The sequence below is a fragment of the Halomonas sp. KM007 genome, assembly GCF_050709225.1.
Lineage (GTDB): Bacteria > Pseudomonadota > Gammaproteobacteria > Pseudomonadales > Halomonadaceae > Vreelandella > Vreelandella hamiltonii.
The window spans coordinates 2,414,795-2,434,834 of the sequence record NZ_CP136131.1 but is presented as its reverse complement, the minus strand read 5'-3'; the positions used below and the strand labels follow the sequence as shown (position 1 = coordinate 2,434,834).

At 58.6% G+C, this 20,040-nt stretch carries 21 protein-coding genes and 2 pseudogenes; 10 read left to right on the top strand and 13 right to left on the bottom strand.

Annotation, left to right across the window (positions count from 1 at the left end; all coding sequences use genetic code 11):
- The first annotated feature begins 20 nt into the window (after positions 1–20).
- Both RVM27_RS11475 and RVM27_RS11470 read left to right on the top strand, forming a co-directional pair.
- Positions 21–284, top strand: a complete 264-nt coding sequence (locus RVM27_RS11475) for a transposase (protein ID WP_169959612.1) — start codon at positions 21–23, stop codon at positions 282–284.
- Between the two features lie 259 nt (positions 285–543).
- A complete protein-coding gene (locus RVM27_RS11470; RefSeq protein WP_189464235.1) occupies positions 544–708 on the top strand; it encodes a hypothetical protein in 165 nt (54 codons plus the stop codon).
- A gap of 4 nt (positions 709–712) precedes the next feature.
- Here the strand turns inward: RVM27_RS11470 and RVM27_RS11465 are convergent, their stop codons facing one another.
- The 7 genes from RVM27_RS11465 to RVM27_RS11435 form a co-directional block, all read right to left on the bottom strand.
- Positions 713–1,162: a tellurite resistance TerB family protein gene (locus RVM27_RS11465; RefSeq protein ID WP_498956637.1), complete on the bottom strand. Its 450-nt coding sequence runs from the start codon at positions 1,160–1,162 to the stop codon at positions 713–715.
- A gap of 5 nt (positions 1,163–1,167) precedes the next feature.
- Positions 1,168–2,190, bottom strand: coding sequence for a nucleoid-associated protein (locus RVM27_RS11460; protein WP_498956636.1), 1,023 nt, complete (start codon positions 2,188–2,190; stop codon positions 1,168–1,170).
- Between the two features lie 35 nt (positions 2,191–2,225).
- Complete coding sequence (locus RVM27_RS11455) at positions 2,226–2,987, bottom strand: ABC-2 transporter permease (protein WP_498956635.1); 762 nt, start codon at positions 2,985–2,987, stop codon at positions 2,226–2,228.
- Positions 2,984–3,919: an ABC transporter ATP-binding protein gene (locus tag RVM27_RS11450; protein WP_498956634.1), complete on the bottom strand. Its 936-nt coding sequence runs from the start codon at positions 3,917–3,919 to the stop codon at positions 2,984–2,986. Before RVM27_RS11450 ends, RVM27_RS11455 begins: the two co-directional genes overlap by 4 nt.
- A gap of 58 nt (positions 3,920–3,977) precedes the next feature.
- Positions 3,978–4,256, bottom strand: coding sequence for a peptidylprolyl isomerase (locus RVM27_RS11445; protein ID WP_498939055.1), 279 nt, complete (start codon positions 4,254–4,256; stop codon positions 3,978–3,980).
- 51 nt (positions 4,257–4,307) lie between these two features.
- Positions 4,308–5,381, bottom strand: a complete 1,074-nt coding sequence (locus RVM27_RS11440) for a serine hydrolase (RefSeq protein WP_498957771.1) — start codon at positions 5,379–5,381, stop codon at positions 4,308–4,310.
- Positions 5,382–5,487: 106 nt separating this feature from the next.
- Positions 5,488–6,678, bottom strand: a complete 1,191-nt coding sequence (locus tag RVM27_RS11435) for an acetyltransferase domain-containing protein (protein WP_498956633.1) — start codon at positions 6,676–6,678, stop codon at positions 5,488–5,490.
- 241 nt (positions 6,679–6,919) lie between these two features.
- Here RVM27_RS11435 and RVM27_RS11430 point away from each other — a divergent pair, with 241 nt between their 5' ends.
- Positions 6,920–8,044: an RNA-guided endonuclease InsQ/TnpB family protein gene (locus RVM27_RS11430; RefSeq protein ID WP_498956632.1), complete on the top strand. Its 1,125-nt coding sequence runs from the start codon at positions 6,920–6,922 to the stop codon at positions 8,042–8,044.
- A 93-nt stretch (positions 8,045–8,137) separates the two neighbouring features.
- Here RVM27_RS11430 and RVM27_RS11425 read toward each other — a convergent pair whose 3' ends face one another.
- The 3 genes and pseudogenes from RVM27_RS11425 to RVM27_RS11415 all read right to left on the bottom strand — a co-directional run.
- The gene (locus RVM27_RS11425) at positions 8,138–8,356 is read right to left on the bottom strand and encodes a hypothetical protein (protein WP_498956631.1); all 219 of its coding nucleotides are present in this window, start codon (positions 8,354–8,356) and stop codon (positions 8,138–8,140) included.
- A 99-nt stretch (positions 8,357–8,455) separates the two neighbouring features.
- The gene (locus RVM27_RS11420; protein ID WP_498956630.1) at positions 8,456–9,523 is read right to left on the bottom strand and encodes a cache domain-containing protein; all 1,068 of its coding nucleotides are present in this window, start codon (positions 9,521–9,523) and stop codon (positions 8,456–8,458) included.
- Between the two features lie 534 nt (positions 9,524–10,057).
- Positions 10,058–10,225, bottom strand: a pseudogene (locus tag RVM27_RS11415) (type II 3-dehydroquinate dehydratase); the annotation flags it as partial.
- 92 nt (positions 10,226–10,317) lie between these two features.
- Here RVM27_RS11415 and RVM27_RS11410 point away from each other — a divergent pair.
- Complete coding sequence (locus tag RVM27_RS11410) at positions 10,318–11,529, top strand: IS256 family transposase (RefSeq protein ID WP_498956629.1); 1,212 nt, start codon at positions 10,318–10,320, stop codon at positions 11,527–11,529.
- Here RVM27_RS11410 and RVM27_RS11405 read toward each other — a convergent pair.
- Positions 11,509–12,147 carry a hypothetical protein gene (locus tag RVM27_RS11405; RefSeq protein WP_498956628.1) on the bottom strand — a complete coding sequence of 213 codons (639 nt, stop codon included), beginning with the start codon at positions 12,145–12,147 and terminating at the stop codon, positions 11,509–11,511. The genes RVM27_RS11410 and RVM27_RS11405 overlap by 21 nt on opposite strands.
- A 308-nt stretch (positions 12,148–12,455) precedes the next feature.
- Here RVM27_RS11405 and RVM27_RS11400 point away from each other — a divergent pair.
- The 6 genes and pseudogenes from RVM27_RS11400 to RVM27_RS11375 all read left to right on the top strand — a co-directional run.
- Positions 12,456–13,135: pseudogene (locus tag RVM27_RS11400) on the top strand (integrase core domain-containing protein); the annotation flags it as partial.
- 249 nt (positions 13,136–13,384) lie between these two features.
- Positions 13,385–14,170 (top strand): ABC transporter substrate-binding protein, encoded by a 786-nt coding sequence (locus RVM27_RS11395; protein ID WP_498956627.1) that lies wholly within the window; start codon positions 13,385–13,387, stop codon positions 14,168–14,170.
- Positions 14,171–14,290: 120 nt separating this feature from the next.
- Positions 14,291–14,956 carry an amino acid ABC transporter permease gene (locus RVM27_RS11390; protein ID WP_180091449.1) on the top strand — a complete coding sequence of 222 codons (666 nt, stop codon included), beginning with the start codon at positions 14,291–14,293 and terminating at the stop codon, positions 14,954–14,956.
- Positions 14,953–15,681, top strand: coding sequence for an amino acid ABC transporter ATP-binding protein (locus RVM27_RS11385; RefSeq protein WP_498956626.1), 729 nt, complete (start codon positions 14,953–14,955; stop codon positions 15,679–15,681). Before RVM27_RS11390 ends, RVM27_RS11385 begins: the two co-directional genes overlap by 4 nt.
- Positions 15,682–15,693: 12 nt before the next feature.
- A complete protein-coding gene (locus RVM27_RS11380; protein ID WP_498956625.1) occupies positions 15,694–16,986 on the top strand; it encodes an NAD(P)/FAD-dependent oxidoreductase in 1,293 nt (430 codons plus the stop codon).
- Between the two features lie 96 nt (positions 16,987–17,082).
- Positions 17,083–17,883 carry an IclR family transcriptional regulator gene (locus tag RVM27_RS11375; RefSeq protein WP_498956624.1) on the top strand — a complete coding sequence of 267 codons (801 nt, stop codon included), beginning with the start codon at positions 17,083–17,085 and terminating at the stop codon, positions 17,881–17,883.
- 324 nt (positions 17,884–18,207) lie between these two features.
- Here RVM27_RS11375 and RVM27_RS11370 read toward each other — a convergent pair whose 3' ends face one another.
- Both RVM27_RS11370 and RVM27_RS11365 read right to left on the bottom strand, forming a co-directional pair.
- Positions 18,208–19,509 carry a TRAP transporter large permease gene (locus RVM27_RS11370; protein ID WP_498956623.1) on the bottom strand — a complete coding sequence of 434 codons (1,302 nt, stop codon included), beginning with the start codon at positions 19,507–19,509 and terminating at the stop codon, positions 18,208–18,210.
- Complete coding sequence (locus tag RVM27_RS11365) at positions 19,502–20,020, bottom strand: TRAP transporter small permease (RefSeq protein WP_498956622.1); 519 nt, start codon at positions 20,018–20,020, stop codon at positions 19,502–19,504. Before RVM27_RS11365 ends, RVM27_RS11370 begins: the two co-directional genes overlap by 8 nt.
- Positions 20,021–20,040: the final 20 nt, after the last annotated feature.

Below are 20,040 nucleotides of genomic sequence, written 5' to 3'. Positions count from 1 at the left end.
TGCACGAGATCCGGTTCCCCATGCGTATCGACGACATGAGCCTCGACCAGCTCCTGGCGCTCAACGACCTCATCTGCCGCCGTATCGACGACCTCCAGGCCCGACAGGAGATGGCGGTGTTGAGCCGCCTGACCCTGGGGCAGGCCGTCTCTTTTGAGAGTCGCGAGGGTCAGGTGTTCGGTCGCGTCATCAAGATCAACCGCAAGACGGTCGTCGTGCAGTCGGAAGATCACCGGCAGTGGAAGGTCGCGGTGGCCCTGATCCAGCCACTACGCGACGTATAAGGCAAGCGGAAACCGGCACGCCTTGGAATGACCGGTTACTGCTTAACGTAAGCCCAGCAGCGAAAGGATGAACAACACCACGACAACCAGACCCACGATATAGATAATGCTACGCATAACGGCACTCCTTGCTTTAGCGTTTCATGAAAATCAAAGGGTTGCTTCTCCCTTAACAGGCCCTTCTAGCGTAGCAGGCTTTTTTGATGTTTGCGTAATTTCGTGAACAGCCTGCCCAGCGATGCCGACCCACGGGTCAACGATGCGCTTAGCCGCCCGTTCGTCGACACCCCCAGCGGGCGCATGCTCTACTCTACGGGTACGAGCCATCTGCTCTCGGCGGCCCTCCCCCGGTGGCCAGTTCCAGCAGCAGTTGAATGGGCTGGTGGCGGGCCTGTTGGAGGAAGGCGAGGCCGCCGAACCGTAATCGGCTACGTTGGAGAGTTGCCCAATTTGCTGCGAATGAAATCACTGTGGCTGACGTGCAGGAGATCAGCCAGGCGGCGAATGCGGTGCTCTTCCAGCGGGTCCAGCGAGCCATCGGCCCAGGCCACCTGCCACATCATGGCCACTACCTCCAGGCGCTGCTCATAGTCGTAGTGCTGTTTGATCAAGCTGATGAACTGGTAGTGGTCCACGGCGTCGTCCACTTCTGCCTCGGCCAGGCGCATCAGTTCGGCCACTGCCTGCTCATCGAGGCGATAGCGCGTCATCAGCATGCGCTGCATGGCGGCGCGCTCGGCCTCGCTCTGTTCATAGTCGGCCCGCATCACTTCGCACAATAGCGCAGCACAGGCGAGTTCCAGGGTCAGGGCCTGGTCGTCGCGCTGCTCCGGGGCCGACAGCGTCCGCTGAAAGAAGCTTTGAATCGCGCCCAGCACGGCAATTACTCCTTGCGTTTGGCCAACTGCTCTTTGAGCTGTTTGGGCACCTGCTTGATGATAAGACGGTCCTGCGCGGCATCGTACTCGATGCTGGAACCCAGCAGGTGCGAGTCGAAGCTGATCGACACCCCACCCGCTCGGCCGGTAAACCGGCGGAACTGGTTGATGGTGCGCTTGTCCGGCGGAATCTCCGGAGAGAGGCCGTAATCGGCGTTGCGGATATGGTCGTAAAACGCCTGTGGCTGCTTCTCGTCCACCAGCTCGGAAAGCGCTTCCAGCGTCATGGGTTCGCCACGGCGCAGCTGCTCGTTGGCGTAATCCACCAGGGTGTCGGTTTTTTCACGGCTGGCGTCGTCGTCCAGGTCCTCTTTTTCGACGTAGTCGCTGAAGGCCTTGAGCAGGGTGCGGGTTTCCGCTGGGGCATCGATGCCCTCTTCCATGCCCAGCAGCGCCACCAGCCCATCGGAGAGCTTTTTGGCACCACGCTCCTTGAGGAACGAGACGTACTGCGTCGTGGCATCCGCCCGTTGCCACTGGGTGAGGTTCACCCGGGCCGCCAGCGTCAGCTGGCTGGCGTTCAACTGAGCGGCTGGCACGGCCTGATGAGCCTCATTGAAGCCGATCCCTTCCCGCTGATGAATCAGGCCGAAGAACAGGGTATCCGTATCCCCCTGACGAAGGTGCGCCGTCACCAGATAACCACTGACCGACAGCTGCTCCTGCAGCGTTTTCGCAAGGCGCTCGGCCAGGGCGTTGGCCAGTTCGGCAAAACCTTGTTCGCTGCCCGAAGAGTCGGCCGCCAGGTAGGCGCTCAGCCAGGCCACCAGCGGCCCGGCCTGCTCCCCCTGCTCGGCAAACCGCCCCCACCCCTTGGCCTTGGTGTTGTAGGTATCGTTGAGGGTGTTGACCAGGCTGGCCATGACGGGGTTGTCGGCCTCGGCGGGTGCCGGGGGTGGCGTCACGGTCAGGCGCTCGCCATCCAATGAGGGCTCCAGGCGGTGCACGGCACTTTGCAGTAGCGGCATAAGCAGGCGTTACCTTTGCAGAAAAACGTGAAACGTCAGGGCTTCAGCCGGTATCCGGTGCGGAAAATCCAGGCAATGGTGGCCAGGCTGACGGCTAAAAAGAACAGGATCATCGCAATACTGGCGCCCACACTGACATCACTGATGCCATAAAAGCTCCAGCGAAATCCGCTCACCAGGTACACCACGGGGTTGGCCAGGGTCACGGTTTGCCAGAACGGAGGCAGCATATCGATGGAGTAGAAGCTGCCGCCCAGAAACGTCAGCGGCGTAATCACCAGCAGCGGCACCAGCTGCAGTTTATCGAACCCGTCGGCCCAGATACCGATGATGAACCCCAGCAGGCTGAACGTGACGGCGGTGAGCACCAGGAAGGTGAGCATCCAGAAGGGATGGGCAATCTCCAGCGGCACGAACAAGCCCGAGGTGGCCAGGATGATCAGCCCCAGCAGTATCGATTTGGAGGCCGCCGCCCCCACGTAGCCGATGACGATTTCCAGATACGACACCGGGGCCGACAATATCTCGTAAATACTGCCGGAGAATTTGGGAAAGAAGATGCCGAAGGAGGCGTTGGAGACGCTCTGGGTGAGCAGCATCAGCATAATCAAACCAGGGACGATAAACGCGCCGTAGCTCACCCCGCCAATTTCGGTAATCCGCGACCCAATCGCCGCGCCAAACACCACAAAGTAGAGCGAGGTAGAGATCACCGGTGAGACAACGCTCTGTAGCAGCGTGCGGCGAGTGCGGGCCATTTCCGCCATGTAAATCGCACGAACGGGATAGAGGTTCATGAGCGCTCCTTCACCAGGTCCACGAAGATATCTTCCAGCGAGCTCTGCCGGGTGTGTAGATCTTTAAAGCTGATGCCCGCCTGCTCTAGCTGCGTTAACAGGGTAGAGATCCCTCGCCCCTCCTCTTCCTGACGGCCATCGTAGGTGTACACCAGCTCATAGCCATCGGCGGCCAAGCTGAGCGCTTCCTGCGCCAGTGCGGGCGGCAATTCCGCCAGCGGGCTGTGTAGCTGCAGGGTGAGCTGCTTGCTGCCCAGCTTTTTCATGAGCGCGGCTTTCTCTTCCACCAGCACGATCTCGCCGCGATTGATGACCCCGATGCGGTCGGCCATCTCTTCGGCTTCTTCGATGTAGTGGGTGGTGAGAATGATCGTCACACCATCGTCCCGCAGCCCGCGTACCACGTTCCACATATCCCGCCGCAGCTCGACATCGACGCCTGCGGTGGGCTCATCCAGAAAGAGAATACGCGGCTCGTGAGACAGCGCCTTGGCAATCAACACGCGGCGCTTCATGCCCCCCGAGAGGGTCATCAGCCGATTATGGCGCTTGTCCCAGAGGGCGAGTGACTTGAGCACTTTTTCGATATGGGCGGGGTTGGGGGATTTACCAAACAGGCCACGGCTGAAGCTCACCGTGTTCCACACCGTTTCAAACGCTTCATTGGTGAGTTCTTGCGGCACAAGGCCAATTCGCTCGCGGGCTTGGCGGTAATCGCGCACGCTGTCGAAGCCATCGACGATGACACGACCTTCGCTGGGATTGACCAGCCCGCATACCACGCTGATCAAGGTGGTCTTGCCGGCGCCGTTGGGGCCCAACAAGGCAAAGATTTCACCGCGCGCGATGGTCAGATCGACACGGCTAAGCGCTTGAAAGCCTCCTGAGTAGGTTTTGTTCAGGCCTTCGATGGCAATGATTGGGTCGTTCAAGGCGTGTTCCTCACACCGCGGCGGGAACGCCGCGGTGCTTTACGGGCGCTGGGCGCCCTTAGCTGCGGCTGGTGATTTCGAGCAGGTGATAGCCAAACTGAGTTTGAACCGGCCCATGCACGGTATTCAACTCACCGCTGAAGACGACTTTGTCGAACTCCGGCACCATCTGGCCGGGGCCAAAGCTGCCCAGCTCGCCGCCCTGACGGCCAGAAGGGCAGCTGGAGTGCTGCTTGGCCACGTCGGCAAAGTCACGGCCGTTTTCGATCTCTTGTTTCAGTGCGTTGCACTGCTCTTCACTGCTTACCAGAATATGACGTGCGCTAGCGCGGGCCATGGTCAACTCCTTAATATTCAACCTGATAACGGTTCAACCCAAAACGGCGGGTCAGTTTATCACGCCGCTGTCGTGTAATGCTTCACCTACGCGGGTCAACGCCTGCTCGTGGGCACTCAGCGCCAGCGGGCCACGGCTACAGGCGACGATGACCCAGTGTTGCGGGGGGGCGCCATCGCGGGTGGCGATGCCCGCATCGCAGCTTCGGCGGTGCTGGGTGCCGGTCTTGTGGGCAAAGGTCACCTCGCGGCCCATGCCACGCTTGAGCCGCTGTTCGCCAGAGCGGGTGCGCTGCATGACCTCCCGCAGGGTTTGCCGTTGCTCGCGGTCGAGGTTGTCCATGCCTCCGTGGTGCAGGCTGGCCAGCAGGTCGCCGTAGGCACGCAGTGTGCCGACGTTTTCACCACTGGCTTCGTAGGCATCGAAGGCGCTGTCGTAGTCTGGCTGCGCGAAACTGCTGGGCGATACCCCGAGCGTCCGGGCCAGCGCCGCGGGGCGCTGGCCAAGCCCATGCTGGCGAAGCGCCATGAAATCGAGCCCGCCCAGCTGGCGGGCCTGCGGGTGCAGCTGGCCGTACACGCCCTGGCGCACACCCACCAGCAGGCTGATGGGCCCCAATTGCTCGGGGTGCCCGCCGCTGGCCGCGACCATGGCCCGAGCACGGGCGTTGACGTCGGCAAGCCCCACGCGGTTGATCAGCATGTCCGTGGCCGTGTTATCGCTGACCGTCACCATCTGCTCCAGCAGGTAGCGGATGGAAATGGGCGTGCCAGGGTCGTGCCAGTTGACCGGCCCGGCGCCATCCACGAAGTCGCTGCGCGCGAGCGTGATCCGCTCATCCAGCGACAGCGTGCCCGCCTGACGCTGCGCCAATACTTCCGCGGCCACCGGGACTTTCACCAACGACGCAAGATACCAGGGGCCATCGGCACGCCATGAGTACGCTTCGCCGCTCGTCAGCTGTTGCACGTAGACGCCCAGCTCGCCACCGAATGCCTCTTCGATGGCTGCGATCCGGGCATCCAGGCTGCCCTGCCAAGGGCTCTGCTTGTCGACTTCGTAGTACCAGTTCGTCTCATAACCATGCGCCTGCCCGTGAGCCTCTGCCAGCACGACCGGCCCCATCGGCAGCAGCACGCCCAGCACCCTACTCAACCACCAGCGTTTGAAACGTCTCAAACCTTGCCTCCCCATCTACGGCTTGCCGTTGCACTGCCTATCCTCGTACAGGCTATTTATGTCGGACCACCCAGCGGGTCAGCCCTATCCACAAGGCGGCCCCCAGAATCAACAGCCCGCCCACGCCAAGCACCTGTGGATAAGAGAGGACATTTTCGGCCCCCAGCAAAAAGCGCAGCACCAGAAAAATCATCACGATGTGAAATATGAAGGCCTTGAGGGCATCGCTGCCCACCACGGTCAGTGGCAGCAGCACCTTGGCTGCCATGGCGCCGCCTGCCAATGCCAGGCCCAGTAGCACCAGCGCCCCTCCCACGCTGAACAGCATGAACTTCAGCCCTGGCGGGTGCTTGCCCGCATTGTTGGCAATCGCCAGCATGGCGGCATCGACATCTCCAGCGCTGATGGCCAGGCCGTAGAAACCGGCCACCATCAGCGCCCCTACCACGACCAATCCGCCGACCAAACGGCGGCGCAGCGCCGTGTCGAAGTAGCAGCGCAGCAGGGCCTCCCCCATCAACAACCCCGCCAGCACCAGCGGTGCCCGGCTCAGTTGGCCCCAGGTGTAGTGGTCTTCATGATCCACCAGCAGCGCCTTGAGAATATCGTTTCCGCCGAAGCTCAGCCCTTGAAGCCAGGCCGAGAGCGCGGTCAGCCCCACAATGGCTCCGAGCCGCGCCCACAGAGGCGTTCGTGCCCACAGGGGGAGCAACAGCGGCACCCATAACAGGGCAATGGCATAAAATCCGAGGATTTCGACCCAGATGGCAAAGCGGCCATACAGCAGAGTATCGACGATGTCGGCGGGGGAGTAGTAAGGCAGCATCTCGACGATGGTCAGGGCCTTGTACCAGAACCACACTTCCAAGGCGCGCACCCAAAGCTTGAGGCGCCTTTTGGGCCAATCCTCGCTTTGGGTATGGGCCAAAAAGGCCACCGCCAGGGCAATACCGAACACCAGAATGAACAGCGACGATGAAAACTTGGTGATGAAGTGAACGGGGACCATGCCCCAGTCCGGTACGTTGCGTATGCCGACCAAACCACTCACCGCATGGCTGACGATCATCAGCCCGATGGCGATACCTCGTGCCAGGTCGATGGCTTCGATACGCCCTTCGGCGCGAGGCAGCTGGGGAAGCTCTTTCCAATTCAACACGTTGGGCACGTCCTTGTGTTCGTGGTCAGGGTCAGGGTCATAGCGAAGGGGTTTTGTGAAGATGCGTCTCTTACCATAGCGCATTCATGCGCATTTCCCTTCCACGCTTCGCCTCTATGACACGATAACCCAAACGCAACAGCGCCCCGCAATTGGCGGGGCGCTGCGTGGCTCATCCTTGAGCCGAAGTAGAAGTTACTCCCTTAAGCGGCTGTGGGATTACCAAACAGCGCGTAAAGCATCGCCCAGTCGGGCGGTGATACAAGCGCGCACCGCGTAGCGGTGCCAGATTGACTTCGCCTCATTGCCCTGATATTTATACAGCATGGCAAAGCGCGCCTACAAAGAACGGTTCTACCCCACTTCCGAACAGGCTGAGCTGCTGGCGCAGTCGTTCGGGTGTGCCCGTTTTGTCTGGAATAATACCCTGGCCTATCGCACCGAGGCGTATCAGCAGCGCGGTGAATCGGTCTCGCACTCATCGGCGGAAAAGCGACTGGTGGGCTTAAAGGCGGAGTTTCCGTGGTTGCGGGATGTTTCCAGCGTGATCCTGCAGCAAACGCTCCGCGACCAGAAAGCCGCCTTCGACAACTTCTTCAACCCAAAGCTCAAGGCGCGCTACCCACGTTTCAAGCGCAAGGATTGCCGGCAGTCGATCCGGCTGACCAAGGCCGCGTTCCGCTATCGGGATGGTGAGATCACTATCGCAAAAGCGAAGACGCGGTTACCCATCCGATGGAGCCGGTCACTACCCTCTGCACCCTCTACCATCACGATTTCACGCGATCGTGCTGGACGCTACTTCATCAGTTGTCTGTGTGATTTCGTGCCAAAAGCGCTTCCGGTCACGCGCAAAACGGTCGGCATTGACCTCGGCTTGAGCGATTTGTTCATTACCAGTGACGGCGCAAAATCGGGCAATCCGCGTCACCTGAAACGCTACGAGGCGAAGCTGGCCTGCTTGCAGCGCCGGTTGGCGAAAAAACAGACAGGTTCAAACAACCGCAACAAACACCGTTGGAAAGTGGCACGGCTACATGCCAAGATCGCCGACTGTCGCCGTGACGCTACCCACAAAGCGACCCGCGCACTCATTAACGAAAACCAAGTCCTGTGCGTCGAGTCACTTAATATCATTGGTATGATCAAGAATAGACGGCTTTCTAAATCCATTAGCGATGCCGGGTGGGGTGAGTTCGTCCGGCAACTGGAATACAAGGCCGCCTGGGCGGGGCGCCAACTGGTGAAAGTGAGCCAGTGGTTCCCCAGCAGCAAGCGGTGTCATGGCTGTGGCTACAAGGTTGAGAAACTGCCGCTGTCGCAACGTCACTGGCACTGCGAAAGCTGCGGCTACCCCATTGACCGCGACATCAACGCGGCCAGGAATATACAAACCGCCGGGCTGGCGGGGTTAGCCTGTGGAGCGATCGGAGCGGGGGCAGCGGCCTAGCTGCTGTCTAGTGAAGGCGTGTGGAAGCAGGAAGGTTCTGGGGGTGATCTCAGAACCCTCGCCCAAAGCGCGAAGCGCGGCGGGCGGGGAGTGTCAGCAGCCAGAATCGTCTTCCTCTTCAGTCTCCCACTGATCCTGCTCTTCTTCTTCCTCTTCATAAGTGAATTCTTGCTCTTCCTCTTCGTACTCGGTGGTCACACCGTCGTTGGTGGCACCTTGCTCTTGATCAGCATCGAAAGAGTTGAATGAGCCTTGATCATCCTGCGTGGTTTCTTCCTGCGGCGCAGTGGGGTGCTCTTCATGCTCCTCCATTGCGAATGCCAGCGGGCTGGCTACCAGGCCAAATGATACACCCAGAATACCGAACGAGCACCGAGCCACCGGGCCACCGGGCCCATGACTGCACCATTTTCACTCAACAAGCGATGACTCATGCACCAATTTGGCGCCCTCCGGCGCCGCCTCGGTGTACTCGATCACCCCGTACCAGCCCAGGCCGGCATAGGTCTCGTAACCCGGGGTTCTGGCAAAGGCCACCAGGCGCGCCTTCTCCTGGCCATAGCCCCGCTCGCGGCCCTCGGTGGCCAACGGGTAGCGCTCGCTGAGAGCGGCCTGGCCCCGGGAGTCGGCGAGGATGCGCGCCTCGGCGTCGAGCAGCATCACCCGGCTGCGCGCCCGCTCCTCCTCGCTAAGCCCCACCCCCTGCACCACCGCCTCAGCCTGGGGCGCCCAGTCGAAGAAGATCCCCAGGGTGCCCAGCACCTCGCCGTCGTGGCGGCCCCCGCGGCGAATGGCGGTGGCATAGGTGGCCACGGGGGCATCGTCCAGCGCCGGCTCCCGGGCGATATCGGCGACGCTGTAGTCGTCGCCGTTGGTGGTGGCGAGGGCCTGGCGGAACCAGGCCTGGCCGGCGACGTCATGGCCCACGACTCCCGGGTAGCGGTCCGGGCGGCCGTTGGCGATCACCCGGCCCTGGCGGTCGGTGATCCACAAATCCAGGTAGACGGTATAGGAGCGCAGGATGGTGGCCAGGCGCGCGCTGGCATGGGCCCGGCGGTCCGCCATCGGCGTCTCCACGGCGTCCACCACGGCACTGTCGGTGGCCCACCAGCGCACGTCGCAGGAGCGCTCGAAGAGGTTGCGGTCGATGATCTCCACCGCATTCAACGCCAGGTCGGTGAAGCGCTGGCCGCGCAGCTCGGTGAGCATCTCGGTGCCCGCCTCCTCAAGGCGCCGGGCCTGGGCCTCCACCTCGCCGCGGAAGCCTCGGGCGATGCCGCTGATGCTGCCGGAGACCCGCCCCATCTCCTCGGCCACCACCCCGAAGGCGGCCCCCGCCGCTCCGGCTCGGGCCGCCTCGATACGGGCATTGAGGGCGAGAATCTCGGTCTCGCGCATGATCGACTCGATGGCGCCGACCTTGTCGCGGGTGGTCTCGGCGATGGCGTAGGCGAGTTCGAGGATACGGTTATCTTGCATGGCGGGCGTCCTTCTGCTGGGATGCGGGGACGAGGCCGGTACGGCGCTCATCCTAAATGAAGCAAGAAGCGGGCCAGACGAACGAAACCGCCGCCCCGGGTTCCAAGGGGGCAGTCACCGATAGGAGTTGTCATGAGCGATCCCCATGATCCGCGCCACAACCCGGCCTGGCAGGCCGCCCGCCAGTGGCAGGCCCGCGCTCGCCAGGCGCGCCCCCAGGGCCTGCTGGGCAGCCTGAAGATGCTGCTGGCCTGGCTGCTGTTCGGCGCCATGATGATCGTCGCCATGGTGCTGGGGCTCTTCTTTCTGCTGCTCGGCTGGGCGCTGATGCCGCTGCTGCGTTACCGGCTGAAGAAGCGCATGGAGAAGATGCGCGCCGACCAGGCCGAGGACATCGGCAGCGGTTTCCACTACCGGGAGACCCGCTACCGCGAGACCCGCGGCGCCGACGGCAGCTACCGCGAGCAGCAGGTGCTGGAAGGGGACTATGTGGTGAAGGGTGACGAGGCCAGGGGCGATGACCCGGCCCAGCGCGAGCCCCGCGATCACCCCGTCGGCGCGCAGCGAGACGTAGGAGTGGTGGCGAAAGCTCTCGCGCTGGTGGACGTTGGAGAGGTGCACCTCGATCACCCTCCCCTCGAAGGCGTTGAGGGCATCGAGGATCGCCACCGAGGTATGGGTGTAGGCCGCCGGATTGATGATCCTGGAGTGCTGAACTTAGCGAGCTTCAGCGACGCCAGGTTCAAGAGCACCTGGTCTGGCACGCAGCAGCCGGTGACTATCGGCCGCGCAATGTGAGGGATCCACGCCGCTGGCACCTTGCATGCGACCACGCCATCAATGTTCAGCTGATGCAGCTGGGCGCAGAGTTGAGCACGTTCCTGGAGCTATATGCCAACAAGACACTGGAAGACGGCCGCCGCGCCGTGGTCCGCAACGGCTACCTGCCGGAGCGCACCGTGCAAACCGGTATCGGCGACGTCGAGATCAAGGTGCCCCGCGTCCGTGACCGCAGTGGCGACGGGGTGACCTTCAGCAGCGCGCTGTTGCCGCCCTACCTGAAGCGGGCCCGCAGCATCGAGGAGCTGATCCCCTGGCTCTACCTGAAGGGAGTCTCTACCGGCGACTACCAGGAGGCCCTGTCGGCCCTGCTGGGTGACCAGGCCAAGGGACTCTCGGCCAACACCGTGTCGCGTCTCAAGAAGCAGTGGGAGGACGAGCATACCGACTGGCAGAAGCGCGACCTGGCAGACCAGCGTTACGTCTACTGGTGGGCGGACGGCGTGTACAGCAACGTGCGCATGGATGACCGTCTGTGTCTGCTGGTGATCATCGGCGTCACTGAGCAGGGCCGCAAGGAGTTGGTCGTCGTCGAGGATGGGCAGCGTGAGTCAGAGGCCAGCTGGAAAGAGCTGCTCACGGGGCTACGCGAGCGCGGGCTGACGACGGCCCCCAAGCTAGCGGTTGGCGACGGCGCCATGGGCTTCTGGGCGGCGTTGAGCAAGGTCTATCCAGAGACCGAGCACCAGCGCTGCTGGGTCCACAAGACTGCCAACGTATTGAATAAACTGCCGAAATCCGTGCAGCCCAAGGTCAAGGCCGACCTCCATGAGATCTGGATGGCCGAGACCCGCGATGAGGCGCACAAGGCTTTCGATCGCACGGTGAAACGCTTCGAGGCCAAGTACCCCAGAGCCATGGAGTGCCTGGCCAAGGATCGGGAGGAGCTGCTGGCGTTCTATGACTACCCGGCAGAACACTGGGTGCATATCCGCACCACCAACCCGATCGAGTCGACCTTCGCCACGGTCCGCCTGCGGAGCAAGCGCAGCCGGAACTGCGGCTCCAGAGCGACGACCCTGGCGATGGTCTTCAAGCTGCTTCAGAGCGCCCAGAAGCGCTGGAAGCGGATCAAGGGGTTCAACAAGCTGGAGCTGGTCGTGAACAACGTCCAGTTCAAGGACGGCGAACCCTTGACCGATCAGTCAGACAGGACTGCCGCCTGACCGGCCATACACAGAATTTGACAATAACTCATCATCGACGAGTTGCCACTGCGCTTGATAGCGGTCTGCAATCAAAAAGCGTGCTGCGGTACTGATATTTCGATCCGCTAAGCACTGCTCTGTCACTACCCGATTCGCCGCCTGCGCGATCAACCACAAGCGTAGCGCACGCCTTAACACGTATTCAGATGATTGCTCCGCCCCAGGCAGCGGGTAAGTAATTAACGTTATAAGAAACGTTTGCTCTTTAAGACTGCCTTTATATGTTTGTTTCGTTTTTGTAGCGTCTCCTGCATGAAGAAATGCAGGATACTGACGGTTGATCAAGGGATCTTGACGAATGGCTTTCGCCAGATCATCTAGCGAGGCAAGGGTGGGATTTTGCCGCCATCGAGTCAGAATGTCTTTTGATTCAGGATGGTGAAATTCATTAACCAGGTTGCCAATCGCGACGATGTGTTGATCCAGTCCCAACGTCCAGAAAGCAAGCTCCAGTGCGTCACTGAGATCTTGCTGGGCAGCCCATTGGCATATATCGCGGTAGGGGGGACCAAAGCGCGCTATTTGATTATCTGGGCTTGTTTCATCGTTTTTGACTACGGATCTGCACTCTACCATCGCGACTTATTCTTTATTACTTAAAATTTTACTATATAAGAAAAAGCAATCTAACATATAGCGATAGACGCTAAACTTAGCTGAAAGTTTTTTCTTGAAGTTTCAAAGCAAAAGAAAGCAAGCGTAACATAATAAAATTAAAAACAATCTCACCTATGACGGGGTAGACATTGTGGTTCCATATCACCATATCAGCCGTGCACAATTACTGGGATATCTGTACGTTCAGGATGATCACATCGCCTATAAAAGTTATCTTCTATTAACAAACAGAGGGCTTTTTCAGCAATTCATCCGGGAACAGGTACATGGGCATCAAACTTCATAAACAAGATCCGTGCAGAGAGCTAAACGGTACCCTCCAGCATCCCGAAAACTGAGCTGGCATTTAGGTATGGTATCGCTACCGCAACCATCCGACGTTGGAGTTATCGTGACTACGTCTACGAACGACTGATCACATGGCACAACCTGATGGCTAAGCTCACTCCTAAGCAGGAGGAGGCTCGGGTCGCCGCTCGAAAGTTCTTCGCCTTGGTTTCGATAACCTTCTCGTCGTGTCGCGAGAATTCCAGAACCCACGGTTGTCCCGCTACGGACTGCACCGGATGCTTAGCGATGTGAGGTGCCGACAACGGTAAGCCCTTCACCGTTCGCTTCACGTGAACGTATGAGCACAAACCCAGCGGCCGCCACCCGTTCGACTAAGTACAAAGACCCTGGCATTAAGCACCTTTTGATTAAGCAGGGAAGTCCGCAAACGAACTCTATAGTGGAGAGCTTCAACTGCCTTATCAACGACGTGCTGGCGTCTCGGCGCTATATACCTTCCGGAGCAGACACTCAAACGTTACTGTTGGTTGTACAATCATCATACTCCACAGAAGGCGCTGCACCATCTATCGCCCATCTCAGCGATGAAGAATGGCAGGCCAAGCGGCAAGAGTTATTTGCAAAACGAATGGTTAATCACAAGCAACCCAACATATACGAGCTTACAAGAAAAATATCGTCAAAAGCTGGCATTTTGATGCATTTATTCATCAACGCTCCAACAAGGCAGCCCAAGCATTTTGAAGACTCGCTTACAACAACATGCCTACTTATTTTATCGCTATGCGATAAATAATAACTCTTGCCGATAAATAAAAAGTCACCTAGGCTCTGAAGTGACGTTACCGAAAAGCTTTTTGACAAGGCGTAAATAATAACCCTCAACATTCTCAATGGTGACCCAATGAAACCTACATCCGATAGCCAACCTCTTCTTCACTTTAAAAAAGCGATGCTGTTACCGGCAGTACTGGGCGCAGCCTTATCGCTTGGTACCACGGCAAACGCACAGGAAGTGCTAAAAGCAGGCGGAACGCCAAGCGGGATTCCGTTTACGTTCCTAGATGTGCAAACCAATGAGATCACCGGCGCGATGGTCGATCTGGTCAATGCACTGGGCGAAGATATGGGCTATGAGGTCACTATTCAGGAATCGCAGTTCAACGCCTTGATACCCTCGCTGACAGCTGGGCATATCGACATCATTTCCGCCGCGATGCTGAAGACCGAAGAGCGCGCAAAACAGGTCGCGTTCAGCGATGATGTCTACCCCTATGGCGAAGGGGTCGTTACCCGTCAGGACTACGATGGCGAGATCAACACACTGGAAGACCTTTCAGGCGAAGTGATTGGCGCCCAGGTAGGCACCACCTACGTCGAACAGCTCAACAACATGGGCATTTTTCCAGAAATCCGCAATTACGACTCCCTGGCAGACATGATGCGTGACATCTCGTTAGGCCGCATTGTGGCGGGTGTCGGTGATGCCCCCATCATGAGCTACCACCTTAGCCAAGACCGCTTTCCAGAACTCCAGCTAGCAGAGGACTACGAGCAGCAAATGGTTGGCCATATCGGCTTTGCAGTTGACCAGGAAAACACCGAACTGCTGGAACAAGTGAATACCTCGCTTGCTCACCTGAAAGAGAATGGCACTCTCGATGACATCTTCGAAGAGTGGGGCTTGTAAACCATCCCCAGGTAACCCACCGGCAGCATTAACGAAACAGCCTGCTAATGATCACCCCAGCACCGCTTCACTGCCCCTTCGGGGGTAGTTGAAGAAGTGCATGCAAAATAAAGGCTTCCCATGGAGTTTTCGGACATCACCGCCTTTCTACCCATTCTATTAAAAGGTGCTCTGATTACGGTGCAGATCACCATTGGCGCCCTACTGCTAAGCACCCTGCTCGGCCTGCTCCTAGCCCTGATGAAGCTCTCACCCGTGCGGGCGCTGTCGCTCACCGCAGGCACCTTCATCAATGTGGTGCGCGGCCTACCGATTATCGTTCAACTGTTTTATATCTACTTCGTACTCCCCGAACTCGGCATACAACTTAGCGCCTTCCAGGCAAGTATTATCGGGCTCGGCGTCGCCTATAGCGCCTACCAAGCGGAAAATTTCCGCGCCGGTATCGAAGCGATTGAAGCGGGCCAGATTGAAGCCGCCAGATCCATAGGCATGAAAAGCAAGCTCATCATGCGCCGCGTCGTACTGCCCCAGGCGATACGCATTGCGCTGCCACCCTATGGCAACACGGCCGTCATGATTCTAAAAGACTCATCGCTAGCCTCCACCATCACCGTGGCCGAAATGACCCGGGCCGGGCAGCTCATTGCCGCCTCCACCTTTCAGAACACAACAGTCTACACCCTGGTGGCCCTGCTCTACCTCTGCCTGAGCCTACCGCTGATTTTTGGGGTTAACCGCCTAGAGCGCTATTTCGGAAAGTCGGCGAAAGGGGGCAATTCATGATCAACATCAACGCTATTCACAAATCCTTCGGCGACGTAGAAGTGCTCAAAGGGGTCAGCCTAACGGTCGCCAAGGGAGAAGTAGTGTGTCTGATTGGCCCCTCGGGCTCTGGCAAATCGACCGTGCTTCGCTGTATCAACGGCCTGGAGTCCTATGACCAGGGCAGCATTACGATCAACGACCGTCAGGTTGATGTGGCCAGCAAGGATATAAACGACCTGCGTACCCAAGTCGGCATGGTCTTCCAGCGCTTCAACCTGTTCCCCCACCGCACGGTGGTCGAAAACGTGATGGAAGGCCCGATCTTCGTCAAAAACGAACCCCGTGAAACCGCCCACGCCAACGCCATCGAGCTGCTGGAGAAAGTCGGGCTGGGCGACAAAGTCGACGCCTACCCACAGCAGCTATCCGGCGGCCAACAGCAGCGTGTCGCCATTGCCCGCGCCCTGGCCATGCAACCGGAAGCCATTCTGTTCGATGAACCCACCTCCGCCCTCGACCCCGAACTGGTGGGCGATGTGTTAACTGTCATGCGCGACCTGGCCAATGAAGGCATGACCATGGTGGTCGTCACCCATGAAATGGGCTTTGCCAAGGAAGTCGCCGACCGCGTCTGTTTTTTGTATGGCGGGCAGATTGTCGAATCCGGCGATGCCCACACGCTGCTTACCCAGCCTACCCACGAGCGCACCCAGGATTTTCTGCGCCGCGTGCTAAACCATTAACGGAGACCAAGGATGGCAAACTCATCTCATATGCCCCCCTCCCTGTGGGCTGACACAGCCCCCGCGGGCAGAGACTACCCAGCGCTGCAGGGCGCCCAGCGCAGCGATGTGGTGATCATCGGCGGCGGGTTTACCGGCCTTTCCGCCGCCCTGGCCCTCGCCAAGCGCGGCATCAGCACGGTTTTACTGGAAGCTGAAAGCATCGGCTGGGGCGCGTCGGGCCGTAACGGCGGCCAAGTCATCCCCGGCCTCAAATACGACCCGGATGAACTCATCACACGCTATGGCGAAGAGCGCGGAGAACGCATGATCGCGCTCTCAGCCCGCAATGCCGATGTAGTGTTTGACCTAATAAAGCAGCACAACATTGACTGCGACGCCCAGCAGCGCGGCTGGATTCAACCCGCCGTTACCCACGCCAGCCTGAAAGCGATTGAATCCCGCGCCCGCCAATGGCAATCCCGCGGCGTAGAGATCACCTGGTTAGATCAGCAGCAGTGCGCGGAGCGTCTCGGCACCTCAGAGTATCTTGGCGGCTGGATAGACCCCAGGGCCGGCGGGCTGAATCCACTCGCCTACGCCCGCGGGCTGGCACAGGCAGCGCACGGAAGTGGAGCAACGCTGCATGAACACACCCGCGTCACCTCGCTGACCCGCGCCGAAGGGCGCTGGCGTGTTACAGCAGAAGGCGGTACGGAAATTCAGGCGGAACGGGTACTACTCTGCACCAACGGCTACAGCGACGCCCTGCAGCCCAAGCTCGCCAACAGCCTGATCGCCGCCAATAGCTATCAGATCGCCACCCGCCCCCTCACGGCAGAGGAAGGCAGCCATATATTACCCGGTGGGGAAGTGGCGTCAGATGCCCGCAAGCTGCTGCTCTATTTTCGTCGCGACCGGGACGGCCGCCTTCTGATGGGCGGTCGAGGCTCCTTCAACGACCCGCGCAAGCCCAGCGACTTTCGCCACCTCGAAAACGCCATTATCAAACTCTACCCCCAGCTAAAGGACGTAGAGATCGCCTTTCGCTGGGCAGGCCGTATCGCCATCACTAAGGACTCGCTTCCCCACCTACACGAACCCCAGCCAGGGCTCACCGTGGCGCTGGGCTATAACGGCCGTGGCGTGGCCATGGGTAGCCATCTGGGTAAATTACTGGGAGAGCACCTCGGTGAACATTCCCTGGAGGAAGCGCTACCTTTTCCCCTGAGCCCCATCAAGCCGATTCCCCTGCACAGCCTACAAAGGCTGTATGTTGAAACGGTGGTCAATTATTATCGGGCCAGAGACTGGCTGGAGCGCTAAACCACCCAGACGCTTCCACACCAACACACAAGATGTTGATACGCTCCCCTTGCGGCCTCGTCCCCAAGGGGAACACGTAAGGAATTCTAAAAAAGCATGAAGCACGCCAACGCCAACGCCAACGAACCACGCTCGCCGCAGTTCAATCAATCGCTTGCGAAAGCGTTTGACCTGCTTGAGCTGTTTGATGCTCAGCACAGCGAGCTCAGCCTCTCGGAAATCGCCAAGTTTTCAGGGTTAAGCATGGGCTCGGTACAGCGCATCACCCACACCCTCGAACAGCTCGGCTATCTGGTCAAAGCGCCCGCCAGCCGCAAATATCGGCTCGGCATCCGCCTGATGACCCTCTCCGCCAACTATCTAGAAGCCGACTTACTGGTCGATTGCGCCAACCCCTACCTCTCTGAATTGAGCAACAGCTGCCTGGAAACCGTGTCGCTGACCGAACCCTGCGGCCTCGATATGATCTACATGGCCCGTTTTACCAGCCGCCACTACATTCCCATTCATATGCCGGTGGGCAGCAGCGTACCGATGTACTGCTCCGCCTCCGGTAGAGCGTATTTATCGGCGCTGGACGACACCCGGGTTCACGACTACTTAACCGCCTGCGAGCTAAAGGCCCATACGCCCAATACGATTACTAATATCGACACCCTCAGCGAGCTGATCCGCGAATGCCGTTCACGCGGGGTCGCCTGGAACGACGCCGAATACTTTCTCGGCGATATCAACATTGCCGCACCGATCCGAAATGCCGCCGGTTTACCGGTGGCCGCCGTACACATCACCACGCCCAGCAGCCGCTGGGACCTTGACCGCGCCCTGGAACAGCTCGCGCCTTTATTAATGGAGTGCGCCCGCGCCATTACCAAAGCCGCCCGCATGCGTAGCTAAGGAAACTCTGAGTACATCGCTACCATCAACAACTGCATAGGTTTCATTACCATCATAGATATAATCACCTTCTCAGCAGCCGGATACCATACCGAGAAGCGCAAGACTCGCCGCGAACTCTTTCTAGAGCGGGTGGGTAAGATGACTTCCTGGCCATAGCCGGAAAAGAAGATAGGCCTTTAGTCCCCCAAATAGCATAGCGACTACTAATGTGGCCGCTACTCATCATCGCCGGTGGCAACGTACAATAACTGCTCGATCTGAGCCGGTGATTCGAACCGATGCTGCAGATATATTCTTCCTTTAACGGGCACAAGTTTCCGGTTAATACCCCATCAGGCGCGGCAGTGTCAGCGAAAGCGCAGGAAAATAAGTTGTCAGTATCACGACAGGCAAATACGCAAACAGCAGGAATACACAGGTTGGAGAAAGCATCTGTATCAATGGCACCTTGCCTACCAAAGAACCTAGATAAAGCAACGGCGCGGTAGGCGGTGTAATCAGCCCCATACCCAAATTGGTGGTGATGATTGCAGCGAAGTGGACAGGATCAATCTCAAGATTATGCATGATGGGCATCAACATAGGCGTGGCCAACAGGATAGCGCTCGCATCGTCCATTAGCATGCCAACAACAATAAGAAACAGATTGACCATTAACAGCAGTATGAGCGGGTTATCGCTAACATGCGTAAAGCCTTCAAGCATCAGCTGCGGCACATTCTGCATCGTCAGCATGCGCGATAGCATAGAGGCAAAAAACACCAGCACCAAAAGTACCCCGGTCATCTGCCCAGCCTTCCAAAGGGTCGTGTATAGATCCTTCCAGTCCATATCGCGATAGATCAGTACGCTCAAAGGCATGGCGTAAATGACCGCCACAGCGGCTGCCTCCGTCGGCGTAGTCACCCCTCCATAGATACAACCAAGAATAATCAGCGGCATGAACAAACCGAGGCTGGCTCGGCGACCGCGCCGGGCAACCTCTTGCCCCCATTCGCGCGCAGGCAGCGCTGGCATCTGCTGCAACGGCATATGGCGAGTGAGCACCCAATTCCAAAAACAGAAAAGCACGATGAGCAAGAAGGCCGGTATGATCGGCGCAAGAAACGCTGCCGTAATAGAAGTGCCAGATACCCAGCCATAAAGAATAATTGACGCACTGGGCGGTAATAGCAGCGCCAACACTGATGAACAGGACACCAAGCTTGTCGCATAGCCACGGTCATAACCGTTCTCAACCATCCGCGGGATCATCGTAGTACCAATCGCTGCGACCGCAGAGGAAGCCATACCCGATATCGCACCAAAAACGGCCGTCGCCAGTACAACGACTATGCCTAAGCCTCCGCTAAACCTACCCACTATGGATTCAGCTAAATCAATAAGCCGATTGGCAATGCCGCCTTGACTCATGATCGCCCCGGCGATGATATAGAGCGGAATTGCCAATAACACCACCGAAGAAACTTGGCTAAAGCCAGCGCTTACCAGGAAAGTAGCGCTCCCAAAATCTCCAACAGTAAACAAAAACAGCACCGCGGCCGCAAAGCACAGCGGAACCGGCAAGCCAATCACCAGTAATACGCACAGGATTACGGCATCGATAAGAATGAACTCAAGCATGGGGGCCTCGGCTCCTCGCCCAGAGGACGAGGGTCTCAATCAGCTCAAAGAAAAAATATAACGTCATCAAGGCCAGGCCGACGGGGATCGCCATTTGCGCATACCCCACAGGAACATTAATTTCGGTAGACATCATGTTGAATTGCAGCGACCACTTAGCCAGGTCATAAGCCCACACTGTCATCCAACCCGATATCACCACCGACAATGTGCCGACCAAAAGCTTAATCACACGCTGGGCAAGCTCGCCCTGCCAAATCAATGACACTAACGAAGCGGACATATGGCCACGCTGCTCGGCGCCGACAGCGGCGCCGAGGAAATACAGCCACACGGCTATGTAGCAAGCGATCTCTTCGATCCCAAAGATTGCCGTCGAGAATACATAGCGTGAAACCACCTGAACAAAGATCAGCAGCGTGATAGCCAGCCCCGACATCACCACCAGAAAGCGCTGCAACGCAACCTTCGCATACCATAAGCGGCACAGAAAACGAGAGACTTTCAACATGGGTTACCTCGCTAGGGCTT

Coding starts and splice junctions, on each gene's coding strand:
- RVM27_RS11395 (WP_498956627.1), top strand. CDS start 13,385: ATGAAACCTACATCCGATAGCCAACCTCTTCTTCACTTTAAAAAAGCG.
- RVM27_RS11370 (WP_498956623.1), bottom strand. CDS start 19,509: ATGCTTGAGTTCATTCTTATCGATGCCGTAATCCTGTGCGTATTACTG.
- RVM27_RS11430 (WP_498956632.1), top strand. CDS start 6,920: ATGGCAAAGCGCGCCTACAAAGAACGGTTCTACCCCACTTCCGAACAG.
- RVM27_RS11425 (WP_498956631.1), bottom strand. CDS start 8,356: ATGGAGGAGCATGAAGAGCACCCCACTGCGCCGCAGGAAGAAACCACG.
- RVM27_RS11365 (WP_498956622.1), bottom strand. CDS start 20,020: ATGTTGAAAGTCTCTCGTTTTCTGTGCCGCTTATGGTATGCGAAGGTT.
- RVM27_RS11420 (WP_498956630.1), bottom strand. CDS start 9,523: ATGCAAGATAACCGTATCCTCGAACTCGCCTACGCCATCGCCGAGACC.
- RVM27_RS11385 (WP_498956626.1), top strand. CDS start 14,953: ATGATCAACATCAACGCTATTCACAAATCCTTCGGCGACGTAGAAGTG.
- RVM27_RS11460 (WP_498956636.1), bottom strand. CDS start 2,190: ATGCCGCTACTGCAAAGTGCCGTGCACCGCCTGGAGCCCTCATTGGAT.
- RVM27_RS11455 (WP_498956635.1), bottom strand. CDS start 2,987: ATGAACCTCTATCCCGTTCGTGCGATTTACATGGCGGAAATGGCCCGC.
- RVM27_RS11380 (WP_498956625.1), top strand. CDS start 15,694: ATGGCAAACTCATCTCATATGCCCCCCTCCCTGTGGGCTGACACAGCC.
- RVM27_RS11390 (WP_180091449.1), top strand. CDS start 14,291: ATGGAGTTTTCGGACATCACCGCCTTTCTACCCATTCTATTAAAAGGT.
- RVM27_RS11435 (WP_498956633.1), bottom strand. CDS start 6,678: ATGCGCTATGGTAAGAGACGCATCTTCACAAAACCCCTTCGCTATGAC.
- RVM27_RS11375 (WP_498956624.1), top strand. CDS start 17,083: ATGAAGCACGCCAACGCCAACGCCAACGAACCACGCTCGCCGCAGTTC.
- RVM27_RS11405 (WP_498956628.1), bottom strand. CDS start 12,147: ATGGTAGAGTGCAGATCCGTAGTCAAAAACGATGAAACAAGCCCAGAT.
- RVM27_RS11470 (WP_189464235.1), top strand. CDS start 544: ATGCGCTTAGCCGCCCGTTCGTCGACACCCCCAGCGGGCGCATGCTCT.
- RVM27_RS11475 (WP_169959612.1), top strand. CDS start 21: ATGCGTATCGACGACATGAGCCTCGACCAGCTCCTGGCGCTCAACGAC.
- RVM27_RS11440 (WP_498957771.1), bottom strand. CDS start 5,381: ATGGGGCCGGTCGTGCTGGCAGAGGCTCACGGGCAGGCGCATGGTTAT.
- RVM27_RS11445 (WP_498939055.1), bottom strand. CDS start 4,256: ATGGCCCGCGCTAGCGCACGTCATATTCTGGTAAGCAGTGAAGAGCAG.